Genomic DNA, 19,836 nt, shown 5'->3' with positions numbered 1-19,836 from the left:
GCCCGGGGGCCTCAGCAGGAAGCGACAAGGGACCTACCCGGCACCGGACGTTGGAAACCTCACACTCGCCACTTTCTATACAACCTTCCGCAGAGCTTCTACGTCCTGTATGCGGCTGTGCCTGGTGTCACGCACGCCGAACCGAGCAGACAGTCAAAGGGGAACAAGATGGCCGCTTCGTCCTCGAAGCGACGGCACAAGGTCCGCCGGCGGGCCGATATGTCGCTGTTGGGCGGCATACGACCCCCCATCGCGCTTCTCTCGGCGCTATTGCTCTCCCTCGCGGGCATCACCGCCCTCGGGCTGGGGAGGGCGAGCCAGGAATCCGTCCCCGAGGCGGTGCTGACATCGCAGCAGCACTTCGCCGAGGACGGGGCCGTCACGATGCGCGCCTCGATCGATGAGAGCGTCACCGACCTGACGCGTACCGCGGGGCTCTTCAGCGCGGGCGATCCGGTCTCGCCCGACGCCGTCCTCGACAAGATCGGCAGCGTCTACCAGAAATGGATGGGCACGGCCGTCGTCGAGATCGAGTCCGGCCGGATGCTCGCCGCCCGTGGGGAGAACGTCCCCGTCACCGCCATCGACACCAGCAAACTCGCCCAGAAGGACGGGCTCAGCCCGCGCATCGTACGGCTCCAGAACGGCGAGACCAGGCTTCTCGCCCTCTCCCTGCTGTCCTGGCCGGACCGGCCGCAGCAGCTGCTGATCGCCTCCAACAGCCTCCGCTTCCCCGGCATCAGCCGCGGCCAGTTCCGCTCCATCGCCGTGGTCGACACCGCGGGACGGATCCTCAGCAGCGACGGCATCCACGAGCCCGAGCAGGTCGAGACCGCGAAACAGCGCGAGGACGCGAAACGTTCCGCCAAGCAGCTGAAGGCCTTCGCCGAAACGGCCGCGACCAAGACCCGGCAGCACCCGCTCAAGGCCAAGGAGCCCGGCTCCGGCGGCTTCCCCGGCGTCAGCGGCAGCCTGCGCGGCAACAGTGTCCGGGGGGATCGCGCCGTCGCCGGATACGCCGCGCTCACCGGCCCGCAGCCCGGAGAGGGCACCGTCGCCACCTCCCTCGGTCTCACCGTCGTCGCCATGGTCGACGTCGCGGAGGACCCCACCCGGGTCGCCGGCCCGTTCTTCGCTCTGGTCTCCGCGGCCGCCCTGCTGCTCATCGGCGCCCTCGCGGTGGCGCTGCTGCTCGGCACCGTACAACGGCCGCTGCTGAAGCTGTTCCTGGAGAGCCGCCGCCTGACCCGGGGCGATCTGGCCCGCCCGGTCTCCGTTCCCAGATTCGGTGAGGCGGCGCGCATCGGGCACGCCCTGGAGCGCCTGCGCCGCCAGCTTCTCGGCGAACCGGCGGCGGCTGCCGGGGCCGCCGATACCGGGTCCGGGCGCCGGGGCCGTCTCGGCAGCCGCGCGCTCATCGTCGTCTGCGGCATCCTTCTGCTGGCCTGGTCCGCACCGATGCTGTTGCTCTTCAACCGCGCCGACTCGACCGTCGCCGTGCCGGAGCAGATCGTCAGCGACCAGCGCGAGCGCACCCACACCGTCTCCGACCGGGTCCGCCGCTCGCTCAACGAGGGCCACGCCGACCTGGTGTCCGTCGCCACGCTGATCGGCAACCGCACCTCGTCCGAGGACATGAAGAAGGTCCTGGAACGCACCCGCACCGAGCACCAGCGCTACCGCTCGCTGTACGTACGCTCCGCCGACGGCACCGTCCAGGCCCGGGCGGGCGAGACCCCGCACGCGCTGCCCGACGGCACCAAGGGCAAGCCGTTCGCCCAGCCCATCAGCGTCCTGAACGACTCCGGCAAGGAGCCCTCCGTCGCCGGGTACGCGGAGATTCCGGGCCGGGACGGAGCCATGGTGATCGGCGAGTTCCGGATCGACTTCATCAACGCACTGCTCAAGCGCCCCGGACTCGGCCAGATCCGGGTGGTCGACGACAAACACCGGATCATCGGCGGCAACTCCGGCTACCTCGCCTTCGATTCGCTGTCGGGGCAGCTGGACGACCTGGTCTCCGGTACGAACCAGCGGGTCGGCATGAACGCCCCCGCGGGCGCCGTCGTCTACCGCGACGAGGACGGCGTTCAGATCGCCGCCTCCGCGCCGTTCTCGGGTGGCGGCGCCGCCAAGCAGCTCCGCTGGACGGTGGTCAGCTGGCAGCCGGCGTCGGGCCTCGCCATCCCCGAGTACAGCCTGCAGAACCGCACCGTTCTCGCCGGTCTGCTCGGCATCACCGCCGCCGGGGCCTGCCTCGGCTGGCTGTACATCGTCGTCGTACGTCCGCTGCGCGAACTGGCCGGGCAGGCCGAATCGCTGGCCGACGGCGACCGCCGCACCGTGCTCTTCCCGCACCACCACGACGAGGTCGGCGCGGTTACCCGCAGTCTGGAAATTGTCCGGCAGCAGCTCCAGGAGCAGCGCAAACGCGACAGCGCTCCCCTGGTCGGAAGGAACTGAACGGCCGTGCTCTTCCTCTACGGCGTGCTCGTCGTGTGCTGTGCGATCCTCTTGATCTCCGGCATCGTCGAGCAGCGACGCCACTTCACCAATCTGGAACGCATACCCACCCGGGTGCTGATCAACGGCATCCGCGGCAAGAGTTCCATCACCCGCCTCTGCGCGGGCGCCCTGCGCGGCGGCGATCTGGTCACCGTCGCCAAGACGACCGGCACCGCGGCCCGCTTCATCCACCCGGATGCCACCGAGGAGCCGGTCTACCGCAAGTTCGGCATCGCCAACGTCGTGGAGCAGATCGGCATTGTGCGGCGCGCGGCCTCCTACAACCCGGACGCGCTGGTCATCGAGTGCATGGCGGTCATGCCGGCACTTCAGGAGATCAACCAGTCCAAACTGATCCGGTCGACGATCGGTGTGCTGTGCAACGTACGTGAGGACCATCTGGCCGAGATGGGCCCCACGCTCGACGACGTGGCCCGCTCGCTGTGCCGCTCCATGCCGGAGGGCGGCATCTGCGTCACCGCCGAGCAGGACCGCTTCCACATCCTCCAGGAGGAGGCGGACGCCCGGGACTGCAAGCTGATCTACGCGGACCCGGAGACCGTCAGCGACGAGGAGCTGCGCGGCTTCAGCTGGTTCACGTTCAAGGAGAACGTCGCGATCGCGCTGACGGTCGCCGAACTCCTCGGCGTGGACCGGCAGACGGCACTCCAGGGCATGTACGACGCCCCGCCGGACCCGGGTGTCCTGTCGGTCGAGCGGTATCGCACCCACGACGACAAGCGACTGCGCTTCGCCAACGTCTTCGCGGCGAACGACCCCGAGTCGACGCTGATGAACATCAACCAGCTGCTCGACCTGGGGGCGATCAGCCGACCGCTGAACGTCGTCATCAACTGCCGCCCCGACCGGGTCGAGCGCAACGGCCAGATGGGCCAGATCGTCCCCGATCTCCAGCCGGACAAGGTGTTCGTGATCGGTCACCCGGCGAAGAGCGCCATCGACGCGATCCCTTCCGAGTGGCGCCACACCGCGGTCGACCTCGGCGGTGACAAGCGCGACCCCGAGGAGTTCATGAACCAGCTGCTCGGGCACCTCGGGCCGGAGTCGTCGCTGGTCGCGATCGGCAACATCCATGGGCAGGGTGAACTGCTCCTGGAACAGCTCGCCGAACTGCCCGCCGACGAGACCCCGGACGAGACCCCGGAGGGGACCGCGCCCGGCTCCGCGCACGCAACCGGGCACGAGACCCCGCAGGAATCCCCGGACGGGCCGCTCGATGTCACCGTCGCCGGCACCGCACCGGGCCCGGTGGCGGACGACGGCCCGGCCACCGCTGCCTTCCCCGCGGTCGCGGCGGCCCAGCAGCAGCAGCCGCTTCACCCGCAGCAGCCACGGCACGACGAGACCCTGGCGCTCCCCCGCTACACCCCGCACCTCGACCCGTATCAGCCGTACCCCGCGGCGTACGAGGCGCGCTACCAGCAGGCCCCGCGCCCGGTCCCCGTACCGCCGCAGCACCCGACCCCCCTCCAGCACGAACCCCAGCACCAGAACCCTCAGAACCAGCACGAGCCGCAGCACCGGAGTCCGGAAGACCCGGCCGAACCGCCCGCCCCTCGCGTCCGCGGTCCGTTCGAGCCGGTCCGGCCGCCCGCTCAGGCCCAGCAGGAATACCCAGGAGAGCCCCGTTGATCCCCTCCGTCCTCACCCCTGAGATTGCCGCCATAGGCATCGCCCTGGGGCTGATGTTCTCGCTGGTCTGCTATCTGACGACCAACCTCTCCCCCGGCGGGATGATCACCCCGGGCTGGCTGGCGCTCACCCTCGTCGAGGACCTCCAGCGCGCGGCCATGGTGGTCGGCGTGACCGTTCTGACGTACGTCGCGGTGCTCGGCCTCCAGCGGGTCGTGATCCTTTACGGCAAGCGGCTGTTCTCCACCGTGGTCCTCACCGGCGTCATCTTCCAGGGGACGCTGATGATCGTGCTGTCGCTCGAATTCCCGCTGATGTACACCAACCAGACCCTGGGCTTCATCGTCCCCGGCCTGATCGCCTACCAGCTCGTGCGCCAGCCCAAGGGCGCAACCCTGCTGGCGACCGGCTCGGTGACGCTCATGGCCTATGTCGTTCTCACCGCCGGAATCCTGCTCGGCGCGCTGCCGACCGTCTGACCCGACCCATCCGGAGCTGACTGACTCATGAGTGCCAAGACCAAGCGCCGCCCCCGCCAGGCCCTGCATGCCGTCACGGTGACCGCCCTGCTCGCAGGCAGCGCCTATCTCACCGTCGAACTGCGCAAGGACGAACAGGCCAAGGCCCCGGCCGTGCAGGCCGTCACCGACAATTCGGCGCTGAAGTCGTCGAACCTGAAGAACGGCAAGCAGCGCTGGGAGCGGCTGCGCAACCCGTCCCGCACCTTGCTGCGCGGCGCCGACGGCGAGACCCTCGCCAGCTTCACCGATGGCGCCCGCACCGCCACGCTCACCGGCCCCAGCCGCACCTTCGCCGAGCCCAGCACCACCACGTCCAAGGTCGTCACCGAGGACTGGGCGCGGCTGATGCCGTACCAGTGGAAGAAGGGGTCCGAGAACGAGAAGTGGTTCAAGGACTGGTTCAAGGAGTTCTTCGGCAGCGAGGAGGACGACCTTTTCGCCATCGCCTTCCAGTACGTCGCCGACGCCCCGGTCAAGAAGGACGACGAGGGTGTCCCCTACGCCGGCGACGCCAACTTCGGTCCGCTCAACCCATCCGGGAGCGAGGGCAACGACCTGCGTCTGGAGGAGTCCGACTTCTTCGACTACCTCGGCATCCCGTACACGTTCCGTAACGGCATGACGATGCAGCCCCGCCCCGAGCGCGCTCGCTCCATGGACTGCTCGGGCTTCATCCGTACGGTGTTCGGCTACCGCGCCCGCTACCCGCTCATGGTCACCGACGAGTCCGGCGACGGCCTGCCGCGTACTGCCAACGGCATGGCCCGCTCCCACCGCGGTACGGACGTGATCGACCTGAAGGGCATCACGCCGGCCGACCGGCCGAAGAACATCGATGTGCTGCAACCCGGTGACCTGGTCTTCTTCAAGCTCGACCAGCGCACCAAGGAGCGCCTCGACCACGTCGGCATATATGTGGGGCATGACACCGAGGGCCACAAGATCTTCATATCCAGCCGGGAAGAGGTCAACGGCCCGACCATCGGCGACAAGGGTGGCACATCCCGTCTCGACGGCAACGGCTACTACGCGGCGACGCTGCGCAGCGCGAAGCGCCTGTAGCGAAAGCCGTCGGCCGACCGCGCCCGCACGCCATCACGCACCGGCACAGCGCGCCCGGCGGCCGGGTCCAGCACAGCTAGTGCTGTGACCGGGCCGCCGGGCTCAGCCCATCTCCTCCGGGCACGGCGTGCCGGGTGACAGCTGGTAGGGCGCGGCCAGCCGGTACACGCCCGGCCGCGGCGCGAGCAGCTCCGTCCACTCGTCGCCGTTCCCGTCCTCCTCGACCTTGATCAGGCAGCCGTTCGTGTTGACGAAGGTCCGCGGGCTGCTCTCGTCCTCGCGCCGCTTGGACTCCTCGGTCTCCTGCGGCCGCTCCACGCTCTCGCCCTTGTCGTCGACCAGGGCGAGCCAGCGCGAGTACGGGATACGGATCAGAATCCGGCCGGGCGTCTTCACATGGATGGTCAGCTCCCCCGCACCGGCCCGGTCCACCGTGGCCGGCGGATCGGCCAGCGGCACCGGGCTGTCCACCTCGAAGAGCCGCCAGTTGGCGTCCGCCCAGACCGGCTTCAGATACGGCAGCCCCTCGTCGACCAGCTCCGCCTCCTGCACCGCGCCATTGGAGTCCGGGGTCCCCTTGGGCAGCACCACGTAGTGCACCGCCCAGCGGTCGAGCCACTGGCGGTAGCTCGCGCTGTCCAGGGTGTCGTCGTAGAAGAGCGGGTTGCGCTCCATGTCCGCCTGCCGGTTCCAGCCACGGGCCAGATTGACGTACGGCGCGAGCGCGGACGCCTCCCGGTGGCTGCTCGCGGGCACGACCTCGACCCTGCCGCGCTCCGCGCCGACCTCCTGCAGCTCATTGACCAGCGGGGCCAGCTCACGCGCCCAGGAGGCGGTGGGGGCGGTCCGGACGATGTCGTAGACGCCCTTGACGCCGATCCAGCAGTTCAGCCCGACGAACGCGACAACCAACGCGTACCAGCGCCGGGAGCGCGGCGCCGTGTACGGCAGCGCGGCGAGCAGCACCACACCGGCGAACAGCATCGCCATCCGGGTGACGTTCGAGCCGATCTGCGAGTCGATCACATAGGTCAGCAGTGTCCCGACGCCGTACACGGCGGCTGCGGTACGGACCGTCTTCCAGTCGCGCGGTACGAGCACGAAGACGAGGACCGCGAAGAGGAACGGCAGCGACAGGGTCGCGATCGACATCGGCTGCGTACCGGAGAACGGGAACAGCCACGCGGACAGCGCCACGACCACGACCGGGGCCAGGCCCAGCGCGTACGCCCCGGGGCGCCGCTTGTTCAGGAAGAGCGCGGCGGCGACCACACCCAGGAACAGTCCGGCCACGGGGCTGCTCGCCGTCGCGAGCCCGGCGAGCGGGGCGGCGACGGCCGCCTTCGCCCACCGCCTGCGAGAGGCGCAGCGACAGTTGCTCCGGTGGGGCCGGTGCTCGCACCGCAGGTACGGCCAGCAGAACACCGCGGCCACCGCACCCACCGCGAACATCATGCCGAGCCCGAACGTCACCCGCCCGGACAGCGCGTTGCACAGATACGCGAACGCCCCGGCGAGCGAGCAGGTGAGCGGATTACGGACGGCCCGGACCCGGACCAGGATCAACGCGGTCAGCGCCGCCGACACGGTCCCGGCGACCATCATCGTCGTGCGCACACCGAGCACGGACATCAGATACGGCGACACGACGCTGTACGACACGGGGTGCATTCCCCCGTACCAGGCGAGGTTGTACGCGGTACCGGGATGCCGGCCGACGAACTCGGCCCAGGCGTCCTGGGCCGCGATGTCGCCTCCGCTGTTCGCGAAGAAGAAGAACCAGAGAAGGTGGGTGACCGCGGCGGCCGCCGTCGCGATCGTCACCGGGTGCCGCAGCAGCCGCTCGGCGCGGGCCCGCCGGGACGGGGCTGCGCACGGCTCGGAGGCGTCCGGGGCGGGCGCGGCCGTCCGCATGCTGCCGCTGCTGCTACCCGTCGCACCTCTGCTGTCGGCCGCTTCGCTGCCGGGCTTCGGCTCCGCGGTGGTCACTACGGCTCTCCCCGTCTCCCCGTATCCGCCGGCCTCACGCCCCGTACCCCGTACCTCTGTGAGGACGCCGTCCCGGCATCCTTGAGGTGCTTGGGGACGCTAACACGTACGCAGCCGGGAAGGGGGCGCCGGGATCGGCACCCCCCTTCCCGCTACCAGGCCGTTTCGGCCATCGGCCGGTCAGCCGAGCCGGGTCAGCTTCTCCCCGGACGTCGGCTCCGCCAGATCGCTCTGCAGTGCGACGGCCACCTTCACCTGACTGGTGCCCTCACCCACGGTGAGCGTGCCCACGTGGGTGCCGGCCGCCGCCGAGTGCGGGATCGTCTTTCCGCCGTCGGACAGTTCGAGCTTGACCGTGAGACCGGGCCAGCCGACCGCCGACACGTCCTTGGTCGCGACCACCGGAGTGCTGCCGCCCAGGCCGTCGGAGACGGTGCCGACGACATCGCCCTTCTTGACGACCTTGGCGCCCTCCAGCAGATCCTGGGTCGCCAGCATGGCTTCCTTGCTGGCGGCGTTGACCGTGTCGATGATGGACTGCTTGTGCTGGCCGAGGATGGCGCCGACGATCAGCTGGTCGGTGTCGCCGACCATCTTGTGCGCGGCGAAGAGCAGGTTGCCACCGGCCTTGGTGGTGGTGCCGGTCTTGATGCCGAGCGAGCCGTCGAACGGAACGAGGCTGTTCCAGTTCCGCCACTCGTGCCCCGAGGGGTCGGTCCACGACGGCAGCACGGTGATCGCCATCAACGCCGGGATCTCCACCAGCTTCTCGCCCAGCTTCACCTGATCCTCGGCCGAGCTCATCGTGGTCTCTTTGAGGCCGGACGGATCGGTGTACGTGGTGTTCGTCATGCCGAGCGACTTGGCGGTGTCGTTCATCTTCTTGACGAACGCCTCCTCGGAACCCGCGTCCCAGCGCGCCAGCAGCCGCGCGATGTTGTTCGCGGACGGGATCATGATGGCCGCGAGCGCCTGCTTCTCGGTGAGCCTGTCACCCTTCTTCACGGTGTCGAGCGTCGACTCGTTCACCGCGTTGAGCTTCCCGTCCTCCTCGGCCTTGGCGTCGACCGTGATGGACGGACCGTTCTCGCCCTTCTTCAGCGGGTGGTCCTTGAGCACGATGTACGCGGTCATCGCCTTGGCCACACTGCCGATCGGCACGGCCTTCTGCTCGCCGAACGAGTCCACTGTGCCCAGGCCGGTCGCTGTCATGTGGCCCTGGCCCTCGCCGGGCCACGGCAGGGACGGCTTGCTGCCCTTGAAGGTGTACGTCGGCGTCGCCGACATCTGGAGCTCGGGGTTCGGCAACGGACGCACCATCTGCACGATCGCAAAGACGATCAGCAGAAGCAGGACCAGCGGGGTCCAGATCTTGACCCGGCGGACAGCGGTGCGGACCGGCGTCTGAGGCGGCGGAGGCGTGTTCGTCAGCTCGGCCAGCAGGTCGAGCGGCGGCTTGGGCGGCATCGGCTGCTGCGTGGTCCGCTCGGCGCTTGCGAGCGAGGGAGCGGGGGGCGTGCCGGGCGTCGCGGCGGAGGCGGCGGCCGGTGCCTCGGGCTTGCGGGGTACGGGTGCCGGTCGTACGTCGTCCCCGCGCAGGGGTACGAACGTACTGGTCCGCTCGGCGGCGGACTCGGGCTCCGACTCGGGCTTCGAGGCAGGCGGGGTGATCTTGAGCGCGGTCGTCGGCTGGTCGACCTTGACCGCGGCGGGCGCCCTGAAGACGGCGGTCGGCTGATCGATTCCGCGCTTGTCATCGGCGGCGCCGGCCTTGTCGGCGTCAGCGGTGTCCTTGGCGTCGGCTTCCGGGCCTTCGGCGTCTTCCCCGTCCTCCGCACCCTCGGTGGCAGAGGTCTCCGTGCGCGATTCCTCACGCGTCCTGGGAACCCGGGCCTCGTCGGCCGTGTCGTCGGACGGCTCGTCTGCGGCATCGCCATCGCCCGACGTGCTCGCCTTGCCCGTCGACGCTCCGTCGGCCGGAGCAACCTGCCCAGGCACATCGCCGTCCGCCACGCCGTCGCCGTCCGTGTCCGCGTCACGCACCGCCTCGTCCTCGGACGTGGCGGCCTTCGCGTCGTCGCTCTTCGGGCCCTCGTCGCTCCCGCAGTCGTCGTCCTTCGTCACCCAAGCGGCGACCGCCGCGCACAGCCGCGCATCGCCCTCCTCGGGCGCCGCGGCATCGGCGGGCTCGCTCCCCGCGTTGCCGTCGGGCTCGACAGCGTCCACGGCCTTCGGGGCTCCGGCGCCATCCGCGTCCGAAGACCCGTCGACGCCCACGCCCTCCGATGCCCCGGCAGCATCCACGCTCCCGGAGTCCTGGGAGGGCTCGGATGCCTCCTCCGGGCCCTCGGCGGCCTTCCCCGTCCCGCCGGCCGCCTTGGCCCCTTCAGCGCCCGTAGAGCCGTCAGCACCCTCAGCAGCCGAGGAGCCCTCCGACTGCCCCGCGCTCTCACGGTCCTGGCCGCTCTCGTCGCGCTCACGGCCCTCGCCGTCGCCGGACGGCTCCGTACGGAAAACTGCCGTTGCCGTGTCCGTCCGGCCTCCGGCCTCTTCCCCGGCCGATGATTCACGGAAGACGGCAAGCCGCGGATCATTCACGCTCCGAGCCGTCCCCGACGACTTCTGCTGCTTCGACTTGTCGGGGGACTCGCCCGCCACCGATGCCTCCTCCATGCGGCGCGGGAACATCCCCCGCGCTGTCCGAACCATCTACCAGTGTCCTGTGTGAACCACCGGCCCGGCTGCTAGACGAGAACGACATACCTACCGGTTCCCTTACAAAGCACCCAGGCACTCTCGACAGACCAATGTGAGAGGGGTCACCCTGTCACTCATCCACGCGGGGAGGCATGGATGGGCAGGAGCCGCAGAACAATTCCGGAGGAGCTTCTGCTGCTCGCTCTGGACCCGGCCACGGGTACCACAGCGCAGCCGCAGTCGCTCGACCTCGGCCTCGCCGGAGCTCAGCTAGTGGAGCTGGCTCTGGCAGGACGGATAGCCCCTGACGGGGATCGTATCGCCGTGGTGATGCCACGGCCGACAGGAGATCCGACTCTGGACTCCGCACTGGAACTGCTGCGCCGACGCGGCAGCCCGGTTCGGGCGGTCCACTGGATTGGCGGGCCCCGGCTGGGGCTGCGCCAGATCTACCTCGCTCATCTGGAGCGATGCGGCATGGTGCATGCCGTGGCGGGCCAGATGTGCGGAGTGCTGCCGACAACTCGCTACCAGGCGACGGACACGGCAATCAGCCGGGACATCAGAACCAGGCTGGACAGTGCGATCCGCACCGGCGTACCGCCGGACCCGCGGACCGCGGCGCTCGCCGCGCTGGCCCACGCGGTCGGACTCGGCAAGCACCTGTATCCCGGGAACGAGGGGCGTTCATCGCGCTCCCGGCTCCGGGACCTGATCAGACACGACCCGATGGGCGGACTCGTGGCGCATGCCGTGATGGACGTCCAGAACGGGGCGGCCGTACAGCCGCGCCGTAACCAGGCGGCCGGAATGCCGTTGCAACCGCAAGTGCAGTCGCAGTCACGCCGCGGCAGCATGGCGCACACCGCGGTTCACTAGGACCGCACCTGTCGCCACAAGCACCGCAGCACCGCAGCACCGCAGCACCGACCGAATACCGCCGCACCGTCGTCCCCAGGACCCGGTTCGGGAGCCGCACCAAGCGCGGGGCAGCCGGAATCACGGCTGCCCCGCGCGCTTGCGTGTGGCCATTTGCCAGCGCGGCCGGGGGCAGGGGTGGCAATCTGCTCAGCAGTAGATACGCACAGCTACATAGCCGGAGGTGCCGTTTCCGTGCCGTCCAACGTCAATCCCACCGTCAGGCGACGCCGGTTGGGTCAGGAATTGCGCAGACTGCGCGAGCTCAAGGGCATGACGGCCGAGGAGGTGGCGGAGCGGCTGCTGGTCTCGCAGTCGAAGATCAGCCGCCTGGAGAACGGCCGCCGCTCCATCAGCCAGCGCGACGTACGTGATCTCTGCGGGGTGTACGAGGTCGAGGATCACCGTATCGTCGACTCGCTCATGCAGATGGCCAAGGATTCGCGCCAGCAGGGCTGGTGGCATGCCTTCGGCGACATTCCGTACAGCGTCTACATCGGCCTGGAGACCGATGCCGAATCGCTGCGGGTGTACGAACCCCAGGTGGTTCCGGGCCTGTTGCAGACCCGGAGTTACGCCGAGGCGCTGATTCAGGGCGCGTTGCCGGAGGCCCCGCCGACCGACATCGAAAAGCGCGTCAGCGTCCGGGCCCGCCGCCAGGACCGGATCACCTCCCCGGAGCATCCGCTGCGGCTGTGGGCGGTGATCGACGAGTCCGCGCTGCGCCGGCTGGTCGGCGGCAAGCAGGTGATGATCGAGCAGTTGGAGCGGCTGGTCGAGCTGTCGCACCTGCCGCATGTGACCGTGCAGGTGCTGCCGTTCGAGATGGGTGCGCACCCCGGCATCAACGGGCAGTACGCCGTTCTGGAATTCCCGGACGCCGCGGACTCCAGTGTCGTCTATATCGAGGGCGTCACCAGCGACCTCTATCTGGAGAAAGCCAATGATGTGCAGCGGTACAGCGTCATGTACGAGCACCTGCGGGCACAAGCACTGAATGTGGAGCAGACCCGGGACTTCATCAGCGACATCGCGAAGGAGTACGCCGGGCGCCCGAGGGGGCAAAGTACACCGCCGCTCGCCCGCAATGGAAGCCCTTAGTGGTTCATACCATCCGGTCGAGTGAACGACCCCTTCACTCAAGAGTCTTGGCGAGTAGCGTCGATCACGCCAACCGGAACGCTGTTGGCGTCTTTCACACGACTCTCTGAACCGGAGTGAACATGGCCATTCGTCAGGGTGCTACGGACAAGTGGACGAAATCCTCGTATTCCGGGGGCAACGGCGCGTGCGTCGAAGTCAAGTCCCCTCTCACGCAGGCCATTGCCGTGCGCGACTCGAAGGCCCCCGAGGGCCCTTCGATCACGTTCGTCCCCGCCGCGTGGAACGCCTTCGTACGTGACGTCGGCAAGGGTGCCGTCGACGTCTGACCGATGCATTCCACCGTTCGCACAGCAGCATCGATTCCGGTGTTACCGGTAGCCCTCTCGACTGGTCCGCCGTCCTGGCCGAGGGGGCTCGATGCTTGACCCGGAGAATGCTTGCCCCGGAGAACACTTGACCGGGAAATACCCGACCGGGAAATGCCTGCCCCAAAGATCCGGGGCTCTCGGCGCAACCGGTCGACGTGGAGATCGGTGCCGGGCACGGTCGGAATGAACGGCGCCACCAGCTCCACCCGCCCCGGGCCGAATTCCGCGACCATCGCGTCGAGACCGGTGAAATGCCCGTACCAGCAGTCCCGCGGGTCCTCCTGGAGGAACCACAGCAGGGTCAGCCGGGTGTCGACACCGTCGACCTGCTTCGCACAGGAGCTGCCGCGAGGACTCCCACAACCGGACTTTGCCTCAGTTGCGGGAGCCCTCGTCGTCCCAGGATCAGTGCCCTACCCCAGCCCCATGGCCGGGTAGGGCCGGGATGGAGTTGCTGCTACAGATCCCGCTCGATCCGGTTTTCCGGAACTTGTTCCTTCTGCCGGTTCTGCTCGTTCTCGATGGTGTACATCGCCTGCTGCCCGCGACCCTGGACGTTTCGGACCGTGCCCTGGCACTTCTGGTTGTTGTTGTCCCGGTACTCGACACGCTGACCCTCGCTGTGAGGCATTGAGCTCTCCACTTCTCGATGTGAATTGGGCCCGGCTCTTCGGCGCGGGCCACATTCGTCCGGCGCCCGCTCCAGTCGCGGTGCGCCATCACCAGACCACCCTGTGAACGCCTGACCGGCGACCCCAGAGAGCCGGTTGGGGGAACTTGCGAAATCCCCCTACTGGACCAGCGGCTTCACCGACGGCGAGGGCCCGAAGCTGTCGAGGACGGTCACGAGCGCCACTACCAGCGGTCGGCAGACGGGTGACTCCCGAAGTCGTGAACACCGACCTCGCCGCCCGGCGACGTACGACGCCGACCCGGGGTCGGCGTCGGGCAGGCCACGCCCCTGCTCCGGGTTGATCTCCAGCGCGGCCCCGACGGTCTCGACGGCGGCCCGCGCCCGTACTTCGGGGCTCAGCCGCGCGGGTAGCGGGTCAGCCAGCCCGGTGCGGCGGCCGACGGGCTGTGCAGGGCCGGGCCCTGCGTCATCTCCATGGCGAAGTCGTCGGCGAGTTCCAACAGCGTCGCCCGGCCCTCCAGTTCGGCGAGCCAGGCGGGCGGCAGCGCCGTCTCGCCGTGCAGTGCGCCGAGCAGCGCCCCGCACAGGGCTCCGGTGGCCGCGGAAGGGCCGCCGTGGTTGACGGCCAGCCGCAGCCCGTGCCGCACGTCCTCGCCGACCAGGGCGCAGTACACGGCGACGGCAAGAACCTCCTCGGCGGAGTCCGTATCACCCAGCGACTCGATGAGTGCCGGTCCGGGAATTCCCTGTCGTACGGCTCCGAGGGCGTGCCGCAGCGCCTCGGTGACGGGCTCATGCCCCGGCCGCTCGGCGAGCAGGGCCAGGGCGTGCTGCACGGATCCGTCCAGGGTCTTGCCGCGGGCCAGCCCGTGCATCATGACGGCGAGGGCGCCCGCGGAGAGCAGCGCGGTGGCCGCGGCACCGTTCAGACCGCGACGGACTCCCAGCAGGCGATCAGTTTCCGGGCGAGCGATGGGGCGCCCGCGGCCAGGACCGGTGATTGGGGGCCGAACTCCCGCCCGCCCGCACCCAGTACCGCCCCGCCACGTTCTCGTACGAGGGCGGTGCCGGCTGCCACGTCCCACGGCTTGGGGCCGAGGCATACGCAGGCGTCCAGCCAGCCCTCGGCCACCCCGACCAGATCCAGGCTCATCGCGCCCTGCAGCCTGATGCGGTAGGCCTCGTCGTACAGGCGGCCGATGAGCCGCGCCGCCCGGGGATTCCCGCGGCCCGTCCCCGTCAGACCCACGACCGCCCGGGAGAGGTCCTGAGCACCGGCCGGCCCACCCGAGGCCGTTGTGGCCGCCTCCCCGGTGCTCCATCGCCGCCCGAGGGCCGGCGCATGAATCACGCCCAGAACCGGCGAGCCCTCCTCCACGTACGCGAGCGAGAGGGCGTATCCCGGCGATCCGCGGGTGAAGTTCATCGTGCCGTCGATGGGATCCAGCAGCCAGCACCTGGCGGGCGGGTAACCCACACCACCAGTCGACTCCTCGCCGACGACCGGAACCCCGGGCGTACGGTCCGCCAGGACCCGCGTGACCCGACGCTCGACCTCGACGTCGGCAGCCGTGACCTCTTCCCCGGACGGTTTGAACCGCACGCGCGCCCACCGGTCGCCCGCGCCTTCCCCGGCAAGCCACCGGACCCCAGCGTCCACGGCGTCGTGGGCGGTGCGGTACAGGGCGTCCCGCTGGTTCACGCGGAGGCCAGCGGCAGCTCGACCACCTTCTCCGCATGGGCGCCGTGTTCACCCATCACGTAGAAGCTGAGCCGGTCGAAGGTCCACTCGGCGGGCACGTGGGTGCGCTCGGGCGCGGTCCGGACGAGTTCAAGGGCCGCCTCCTCGTCGGTGCGGCCGAGCGTGATGTGGGGCGCGTAGGCGTCGCCGGTGTAGCGGTACCCGTACTGCGTGAAGCTCGCGCGCTCGGTCTCCGTGAACCTCGACGTGTCCTTCGAAGTGTCGAACGCCTCCCGGTCGAGATGGGGTGCGAGACGGTCGAGCACCGCTTCCTGCAGCTTCTGAAGCAGCACCGGCCTCTCGACCGCCATGAACAGCCAGCCGGTCGGCTGATGGACGATACCGACGGACGCCAGGGACAGCTCCTTGGGCAGATTCACCGAGGCGCTGATCCTGGCCAGCTCCCGCTCCGGTTCGAGGGTGCCTTCGAAAGGACCCTGGAACACGGTCAGATGGGGCAGGTTGCCCTCCTCGCTCAGCGGAGGCCGAAGCGGCCGGTCACCGCCCAGGCTCTTCTGCAGCTGGATCGCCGAGCGTGTGTGGTCCGTACGGGGAAGCAGTGCGACACCAAGCCACCTGGTCATGGATGAGCTCCTATCTTTGTGATCACATGCAAAGCCGCGTCGAGCCCTCTGCGCAAGCATGCCCTCGGGGGTTCGCCGAGCAGCCAACCGGCGACAACCCCTGCGTTGAAGGCGTCACCGCCCCCGGTCCGGTCCACCGGCTCCACGGCCGTCGTCGGCTCGCGGACCACTTCGCCGGATGCCGCGGCCCATAGAGCGCCGTCGGCCCCGAGCGTCAGAATCACATCTCCCGCGAGCTGTTGCGCGTACCGCCGCGCGTTGGCGGCGGCGTCGCCCGGCCGGGCCCCGGGCAGACGACCCGCCTCGTCGGCGTTCATCAGGTTCAGCCCCGGTCCTTCGGCGAGCGGGCTCATGTCCCGGCCGTTCCACTCGACCGAGACGGAACGGCCGACCCGGCGCGCGAGGCCGACGACACGGCCGAGCGCCGCTGTGGGTTCCCCGACGACATGCACATGGTCCACCTGCCGCACGTCGGCCTCCGTCACGGCGTCGAACGCCAGGTCACGGTCGGCCCCCGCGAAGGTCATCATTCGTTTCCCGACGCCGGACGAGATCACGATCGCCATGCTGGTCCTCATGGCTGTGTCCACCCGTATCAGCGCCGTGTCCACACCCCCGGCGCACAGGTCGTCGAGGCACAGCCTGCCGAGCGCGTCGTCCCCCACTGCCGACACGAGCCGGACGTCACAGCCCTGCCGGGCGAGCCCCAGAGCGGTGTTGGCGGCGGACCCTCCGGGCAGCGCCGCACACTCGTTGCCCCGGACCTTCTCGTGCTCCTGCGGAAACCTCTCCGCCTGAACGATGATGTCGAAGTTGGTTCCCCCCAGCACGAGAACACGCTTCGTACCGGTCACGGATCCCCCAGGCGATAGCTCTCGAACAGGACGTGACGCACCAGCCGTTCACGGCTGGCCTGGCTGTTCTGGAGGGGGAACGAGGCGTGCGCGATCAAGTCGTCCACCACGCCCTCGAAGCGGCCCTGGTCGGCACCCAACTCGTGGAACCGGCGCATCAGTTCCCGGTACAGATCGTTCGGTCGGGTACCGAGTGCCGAAAGCCAGGCCTGGTTCGCGATGAGCACATTGGCTGCGGCGGACCGTAAACGTGCCTGCGTCGCGATCGGAAGCACGTCGGAGTTGAGCAGCTCGAAATAGTCGTCCTCGTCGCGGGCGTGCATCCGCAGATTCTGCCCGCCGACGGCCAGGACGTCCCGGTTCAGGTGAAAGAGTTCGAGGCCCAGATGGTGTGGCACGTCAAGAACACGAACACCCAGGTCCCGCAAGCCTGCCTCGTCGGTGGAGAAGACCGAGAGAACATTGGCGAACATGTCGCTGTACTTCGGTACGGCGATTTCCGCACCGGCCGGATTCGCCAGGAACTCCTCGGCCGTCGCCCGGCCCCAGCGGCCACCGCGTGCGGCGAGAAGATAGAAGTTCCGGCCGCCCATCGAGTGACCGACACGACCGACGGACACCACCTTGGACTTCAGCTCCTCCTCGCCCTCGATCATGCTGGTCAGCCGTTGTTCGTTGTAGATGGCAAGGTCCAGCCGCCCCTGCGCGACATCGCGGACCAACTGGTCCGACCAGGGAAGCTGTATGGGCACCACCCGGTGGTTGTGCCTCGCCATCACTTCCTCAAAGCCACAGCCCAGAAGCAGGGCCTTCACTACGATCAGAGTGGAATCGGCCAGACGTGTCGTCCCGGCCGAGCGGTGCACAGCGGCCAGCGCCTCATGCCCTTCGTTCTCCGCCAACGACGAAACGGTCCGCCCATACCAGACGGCCAGCTGTGTGAGGGCGTTGAGGCAGGGCTGCACATCCTCCGCGGAGATTTCCTCACCCGACGCGTCGAGAGCGTGGCTCCCGTAGTTGCCATAATTCTGGATGGTGCGGATGGCCAGCACCATTTTCTGTGGCAGGAGCCCCTTGGCGGTGAGTACCGTGAGCAGGGATTCGAGCGTCGGCTTCGAACCGACGGCTTCCTGTATGGCAATGTCCAAAAGAATCGACTCCGCCGCTCGTCGTGCCGTGCTGAGAAACACCTCTGGATCCGATTCGGCATATCTCAGAGCCTTCTTGTAAAGCCGGAGCGACTCGCCCTCGTTGACCGTCACGTCGACCGCGTCCTGTTCGGCAGCTTGTACCCGATGCTAACAACTCGACTTCTCCGTGGTTCAGTTGTCCGTCATTCTCCAGGGGTGGGACCGCCGCGCAGAGAAGCCAGAACCAGACGCCCGTACCGGGTGGTGAAGGCGGCCGCCGTTGCGACGAGGGCGGCGCCGAGCGCGATCAGCAGATGAACGGGATCGCCGTCGCCGAGCACCTGGAGAATGCTCAGTGCGGTGCCGAGCGGCAGGCCGAGAATGGCGAGCACGCCGAGGGCCCCGGCGATCTGCTGCCCGTCCTGTGTCTGGACGAGCCGGGAGTAGTCGGCGGCTTCCGCAAGGATCTCCTCGAACCGTGCGGGCAACCGGTACTGCTCGTGGTAGGCGAGGAGCAGTTCATTGGCCGGACCGTGCGCTGTGAGGTGCTGGCGCCAGTAGGTGCTGCGGAAGCTCGCGATGTCCCGCTCCAGATCGGTGACGCGGCGAGCGAGCCCGGGGCCGTCGAAGACCCCCGAGAGCCCGTCGGTCAGTTCGTCGATGTGGTCCCGCTGCGCGATACCGAGGAGCAGGGCGTCCAGATAGACGGAGCGGACGTGAAGGGCCGCGAAGTCGTAGAAGTCGCCCTGCCCCTGATCCGGACGATGGCCGAGGAACGCGGTGCCGTGCCGAAGGACGAGAGCACTCCAGTCGGCCGAGATCCGGACGGCGCGCTCGGTCTGGCTCGGCAACTGCTCAGGGGCGGTGGGGAAGTCCGATTCGTTGGACCGGGAGGCCAGGGCCCAGAGCCACCGGTCCGCGGTGAGCGGCAACTCTCCGCCGGAGCGCAGTGCCGCGGTGTCGGCGCCCCCGGGGGTCAGGAACGCGACGGTATAGGGGTGCGCTGCGGCAAAGGGCGCCCCCGTGCTCGTCGGCGAAGCGACGCCGTCGAGCAGGGTATCGGGAGCGAGGGGCCCGCTGAGCGGATCGGGCCCGGCCCCGGCACGGTGCCCGAGCGCGCGCAGTACATCCAGTAGCACCGCCGACCGCACGGTGAGGTGCAGGACGGCCAGGGCGTGCCACGGGTGAAGAGCGGTCGGGGTGCGCAGGATCTCCATGCCGTGCAGGTGCATGGCCCCATGCGTGACATCGACGAACAGATGCCAGCGGCGCGGCCTTTCAGGCGTTCCGTACAGCGCGCGTCCCGCGGCATGCGTGAAGTACGACTGCCGCGCGGCCACGTCCGTGCGGTGACCGCCGACCTCGAAGGGGATGGGGCCCTCGGTCCACGTCTCCGGGTCGGCGGGAAGGCGGACCGGGATGATCAAGGTGACCGACTGCCGTACGCCTACTGCGGATCCGATATCCGCGGTCATCCGTGCCCTGCCCCAGCAGGACGACACCCGTACCTACCGTGCCCTCGGTGTTCGCGCACCGACACCCCCGTATTCAGCGCTTGCAGTACGACGCCGGGCAAGATTACCCGGATCCGCCGTCAGCCGGGGAGTCCCGCGAACCAGGGCCACCTCACCCGCCACCCCGTCCGTCGGCACCGCCGCTGCTCCCGCCAGTACGTCATCCCCGCAGTCGAGTTGACCGTCCTCCATCTCGTCGGCCGGCCGGGAGAGCCTGCTGTGAGGGTTGTCCGTACTCAGGCAGGCAGGGCCTGCCTTCGGGGGCGTCCAGGGGGCAGGCTCCTGGTATCATGCCGGTCATCGCTTGAGCCTCCTCGGTGCGGATTCGGATCCGCCGGGGAGGCTTTTTTCATGTCCGGGGCCCTCTTGCCCCGGTTCAGATGGACCCGCCGCAGTGGTGCTGGTCCTGCCGGTGACCTGGACAGGAACAGCACCCGTCATCCGTTCCTTCCCGCAAAGGAGATTCATGCCAGACGTATGTGTGCGCCTCGCGACGGTCGACGATCGCCCCGTTGCGGAGCGTCGTTGGTCGATGTTCCGCCACGACATGTGCGAATTCCGT

General features: G+C 69.0%; 15 protein-coding genes and 2 pseudogenes. 7 read left to right on the top strand and 10 right to left on the bottom strand.

Annotation, left to right across the window (positions count from 1 at the left end; translation table 11 throughout):
- The first annotated feature begins 168 nt into the window (after positions 1-168).
- The 4 genes from ABTZ94_RS06105 to ABTZ94_RS06090 are packed head-to-tail and all read left to right on the top strand — an operon-like array spanning position 169 to position 5,741.
- Positions 169-2,463, top strand: coding sequence for a cache domain-containing protein (locus ABTZ94_RS06105; RefSeq protein ID WP_351197969.1), 2,295 nt, complete (start codon positions 169-171; stop codon positions 2,461-2,463).
- Between the two features lie 6 nt (positions 2,464-2,469).
- Positions 2,470-4,158 (top strand): poly-gamma-glutamate synthase PgsB, encoded by a 1,689-nt coding sequence (pgsB, locus tag ABTZ94_RS06100; RefSeq protein ID WP_351197967.1) that lies wholly within the window; start codon positions 2,470-2,472, stop codon positions 4,156-4,158.
- Positions 4,155-4,637 (top strand): poly-gamma-glutamate biosynthesis protein PgsC/CapC, encoded by a 483-nt coding sequence (locus ABTZ94_RS06095; protein WP_351197965.1) that lies wholly within the window; start codon positions 4,155-4,157, stop codon positions 4,635-4,637. Before pgsB ends, ABTZ94_RS06095 begins: the two co-directional genes overlap by 4 nt.
- A gap of 27 nt (positions 4,638-4,664) precedes the next feature.
- Positions 4,665-5,741, top strand: coding sequence for a C40 family peptidase (locus tag ABTZ94_RS06090; RefSeq protein WP_351197963.1), 1,077 nt, complete (start codon positions 4,665-4,667; stop codon positions 5,739-5,741).
- 102 nt (positions 5,742-5,843) lie between these two features.
- Here the strand turns inward: ABTZ94_RS06090 and ABTZ94_RS06085 are convergent, their stop codons facing one another.
- On the bottom strand, positions 5,844-7,730 hold the full coding sequence (locus ABTZ94_RS06085) for a DUF8823 domain-containing protein (RefSeq protein WP_351197961.1): 1,887 nt from the start codon (positions 7,728-7,730) through the stop codon (positions 5,844-5,846).
- Between the two features lie 180 nt (positions 7,731-7,910).
- Positions 7,911-10,439, bottom strand: coding sequence for a D-alanyl-D-alanine carboxypeptidase (locus tag ABTZ94_RS06080; RefSeq protein WP_351197959.1), 2,529 nt, complete (start codon positions 10,437-10,439; stop codon positions 7,911-7,913).
- A 144-nt stretch (positions 10,440-10,583) separates the two neighbouring features.
- Here ABTZ94_RS06080 and ABTZ94_RS06075 point away from each other — a divergent pair, with 144 nt between their 5' ends.
- The 3 genes from ABTZ94_RS06075 to ABTZ94_RS06065 all read left to right on the top strand — a co-directional run bounded on the left by ABTZ94_RS06075 (position 10,584) and on the right by ABTZ94_RS06065 (position 12,775).
- On the top strand, positions 10,584-11,306 hold the full coding sequence (locus ABTZ94_RS06075) for a GOLPH3/VPS74 family protein (protein WP_351197957.1): 723 nt from the start codon (positions 10,584-10,586) through the stop codon (positions 11,304-11,306).
- Between the two features lie 234 nt (positions 11,307-11,540).
- Positions 11,541-12,446 carry a helix-turn-helix domain-containing protein gene (locus ABTZ94_RS06070; protein ID WP_351197955.1) on the top strand — a complete coding sequence of 302 codons (906 nt, stop codon included), beginning with the start codon at positions 11,541-11,543 and terminating at the stop codon, positions 12,444-12,446.
- A 122-nt stretch (positions 12,447-12,568) separates the two neighbouring features.
- Entirely contained in the window at positions 12,569-12,775 is a 207-nt protein-coding gene (locus ABTZ94_RS06065; protein ID WP_351197953.1) for a DUF397 domain-containing protein, read from the top strand.
- Positions 12,776-12,957: 182 nt separating this feature from the next.
- Here ABTZ94_RS06065 and ABTZ94_RS06060 read toward each other — a convergent pair.
- The 8 genes and pseudogenes from ABTZ94_RS06060 to ABTZ94_RS06025 all read right to left on the bottom strand — a co-directional run.
- Positions 12,958-13,149, bottom strand: a pseudogene (locus ABTZ94_RS06060) (hypothetical protein); the annotation flags it as partial.
- Positions 13,150-13,274: 125 nt separating this feature from the next.
- Positions 13,275-13,448, bottom strand: a complete 174-nt coding sequence (locus ABTZ94_RS06055; protein ID WP_351197951.1) for a hypothetical protein — start codon at positions 13,446-13,448, stop codon at positions 13,275-13,277.
- Between the two features lie 398 nt (positions 13,449-13,846).
- Positions 13,847-14,359: pseudogene (locus ABTZ94_RS06050) on the bottom strand (ADP-ribosylglycohydrolase family protein); the annotation flags it as partial.
- A 17-nt stretch (positions 14,360-14,376) separates the two neighbouring features.
- On the bottom strand, positions 14,377-15,153 hold the full coding sequence (locus ABTZ94_RS06045; RefSeq protein WP_351197949.1) for an inositol monophosphatase family protein: 777 nt from the start codon (positions 15,151-15,153) through the stop codon (positions 14,377-14,379).
- The gene (locus tag ABTZ94_RS06040) at positions 15,150-15,776 is read right to left on the bottom strand and encodes a 2'-5' RNA ligase family protein (RefSeq protein WP_351197947.1); all 627 of its coding nucleotides are present in this window, start codon (positions 15,774-15,776) and stop codon (positions 15,150-15,152) included. The genes ABTZ94_RS06045 and ABTZ94_RS06040 overlap by 4 nt, the downstream gene beginning before the upstream one ends.
- Complete coding sequence (locus tag ABTZ94_RS06035) at positions 15,773-16,630, bottom strand: carbohydrate kinase family protein (RefSeq protein ID WP_351197945.1); 858 nt, start codon at positions 16,628-16,630, stop codon at positions 15,773-15,775. The genes ABTZ94_RS06040 and ABTZ94_RS06035 overlap by 4 nt, the downstream gene beginning before the upstream one ends.
- Positions 16,627-17,892 carry a DUF4145 domain-containing protein gene (locus tag ABTZ94_RS06030; RefSeq protein WP_351197943.1) on the bottom strand — a complete coding sequence of 422 codons (1,266 nt, stop codon included), beginning with the start codon at positions 17,890-17,892 and terminating at the stop codon, positions 16,627-16,629. The genes ABTZ94_RS06035 and ABTZ94_RS06030 overlap by 4 nt, the downstream gene beginning before the upstream one ends.
- 71 nt (positions 17,893-17,963) lie before the next feature.
- Positions 17,964-19,235, bottom strand: a complete 1,272-nt coding sequence (locus ABTZ94_RS06025) for a hypothetical protein (protein ID WP_351197941.1) — start codon at positions 19,233-19,235, stop codon at positions 17,964-17,966.
- Between the last annotated feature and the right edge of the window lie 601 nt (positions 19,236-19,836).

Origin of the sequence: Streptomyces sp. NPDC002785, assembly GCF_040295565.1 — a bacterium.
Taxonomy (GTDB): domain Bacteria; phylum Actinomycetota; class Actinomycetes; order Streptomycetales; family Streptomycetaceae; genus Streptomyces.
This window is presented reverse-complemented; position numbering and strand designations above follow the sequence as displayed.

Excerpts from the sequence above, each read along its gene's own strand:
- ABTZ94_RS06105 (WP_351197969.1), top strand. The coding sequence starts at position 169 with ATGGCCGCTTCGTCCTCGAAGCGACGGCACAAGGTCCGCCGGCGGGCC.
- ABTZ94_RS06075 (WP_351197957.1), top strand. The coding sequence starts at position 10,584 with ATGGGCAGGAGCCGCAGAACAATTCCGGAGGAGCTTCTGCTGCTCGCT.
- ABTZ94_RS06080 (WP_351197959.1), bottom strand. The coding sequence starts at position 10,439 with ATGGTTCGGACAGCGCGGGGGATGTTCCCGCGCCGCATGGAGGAGGCA.
- ABTZ94_RS06065 (WP_351197953.1), top strand. The coding sequence starts at position 12,569 with ATGGCCATTCGTCAGGGTGCTACGGACAAGTGGACGAAATCCTCGTAT.
- ABTZ94_RS06040 (WP_351197947.1), bottom strand. The coding sequence starts at position 15,776 with ATGACCAGGTGGCTTGGTGTCGCACTGCTTCCCCGTACGGACCACACA.
- ABTZ94_RS06025 (WP_351197941.1), bottom strand. The coding sequence starts at position 19,235 with ATGACCGCGGATATCGGATCCGCAGTAGGCGTACGGCAGTCGGTCACC.
- ABTZ94_RS06055 (WP_351197951.1), bottom strand. The coding sequence starts at position 13,448 with ATGCCTCACAGCGAGGGTCAGCGTGTCGAGTACCGGGACAACAACAAC.
- ABTZ94_RS06090 (WP_351197963.1), top strand. The coding sequence starts at position 4,665 with ATGAGTGCCAAGACCAAGCGCCGCCCCCGCCAGGCCCTGCATGCCGTC.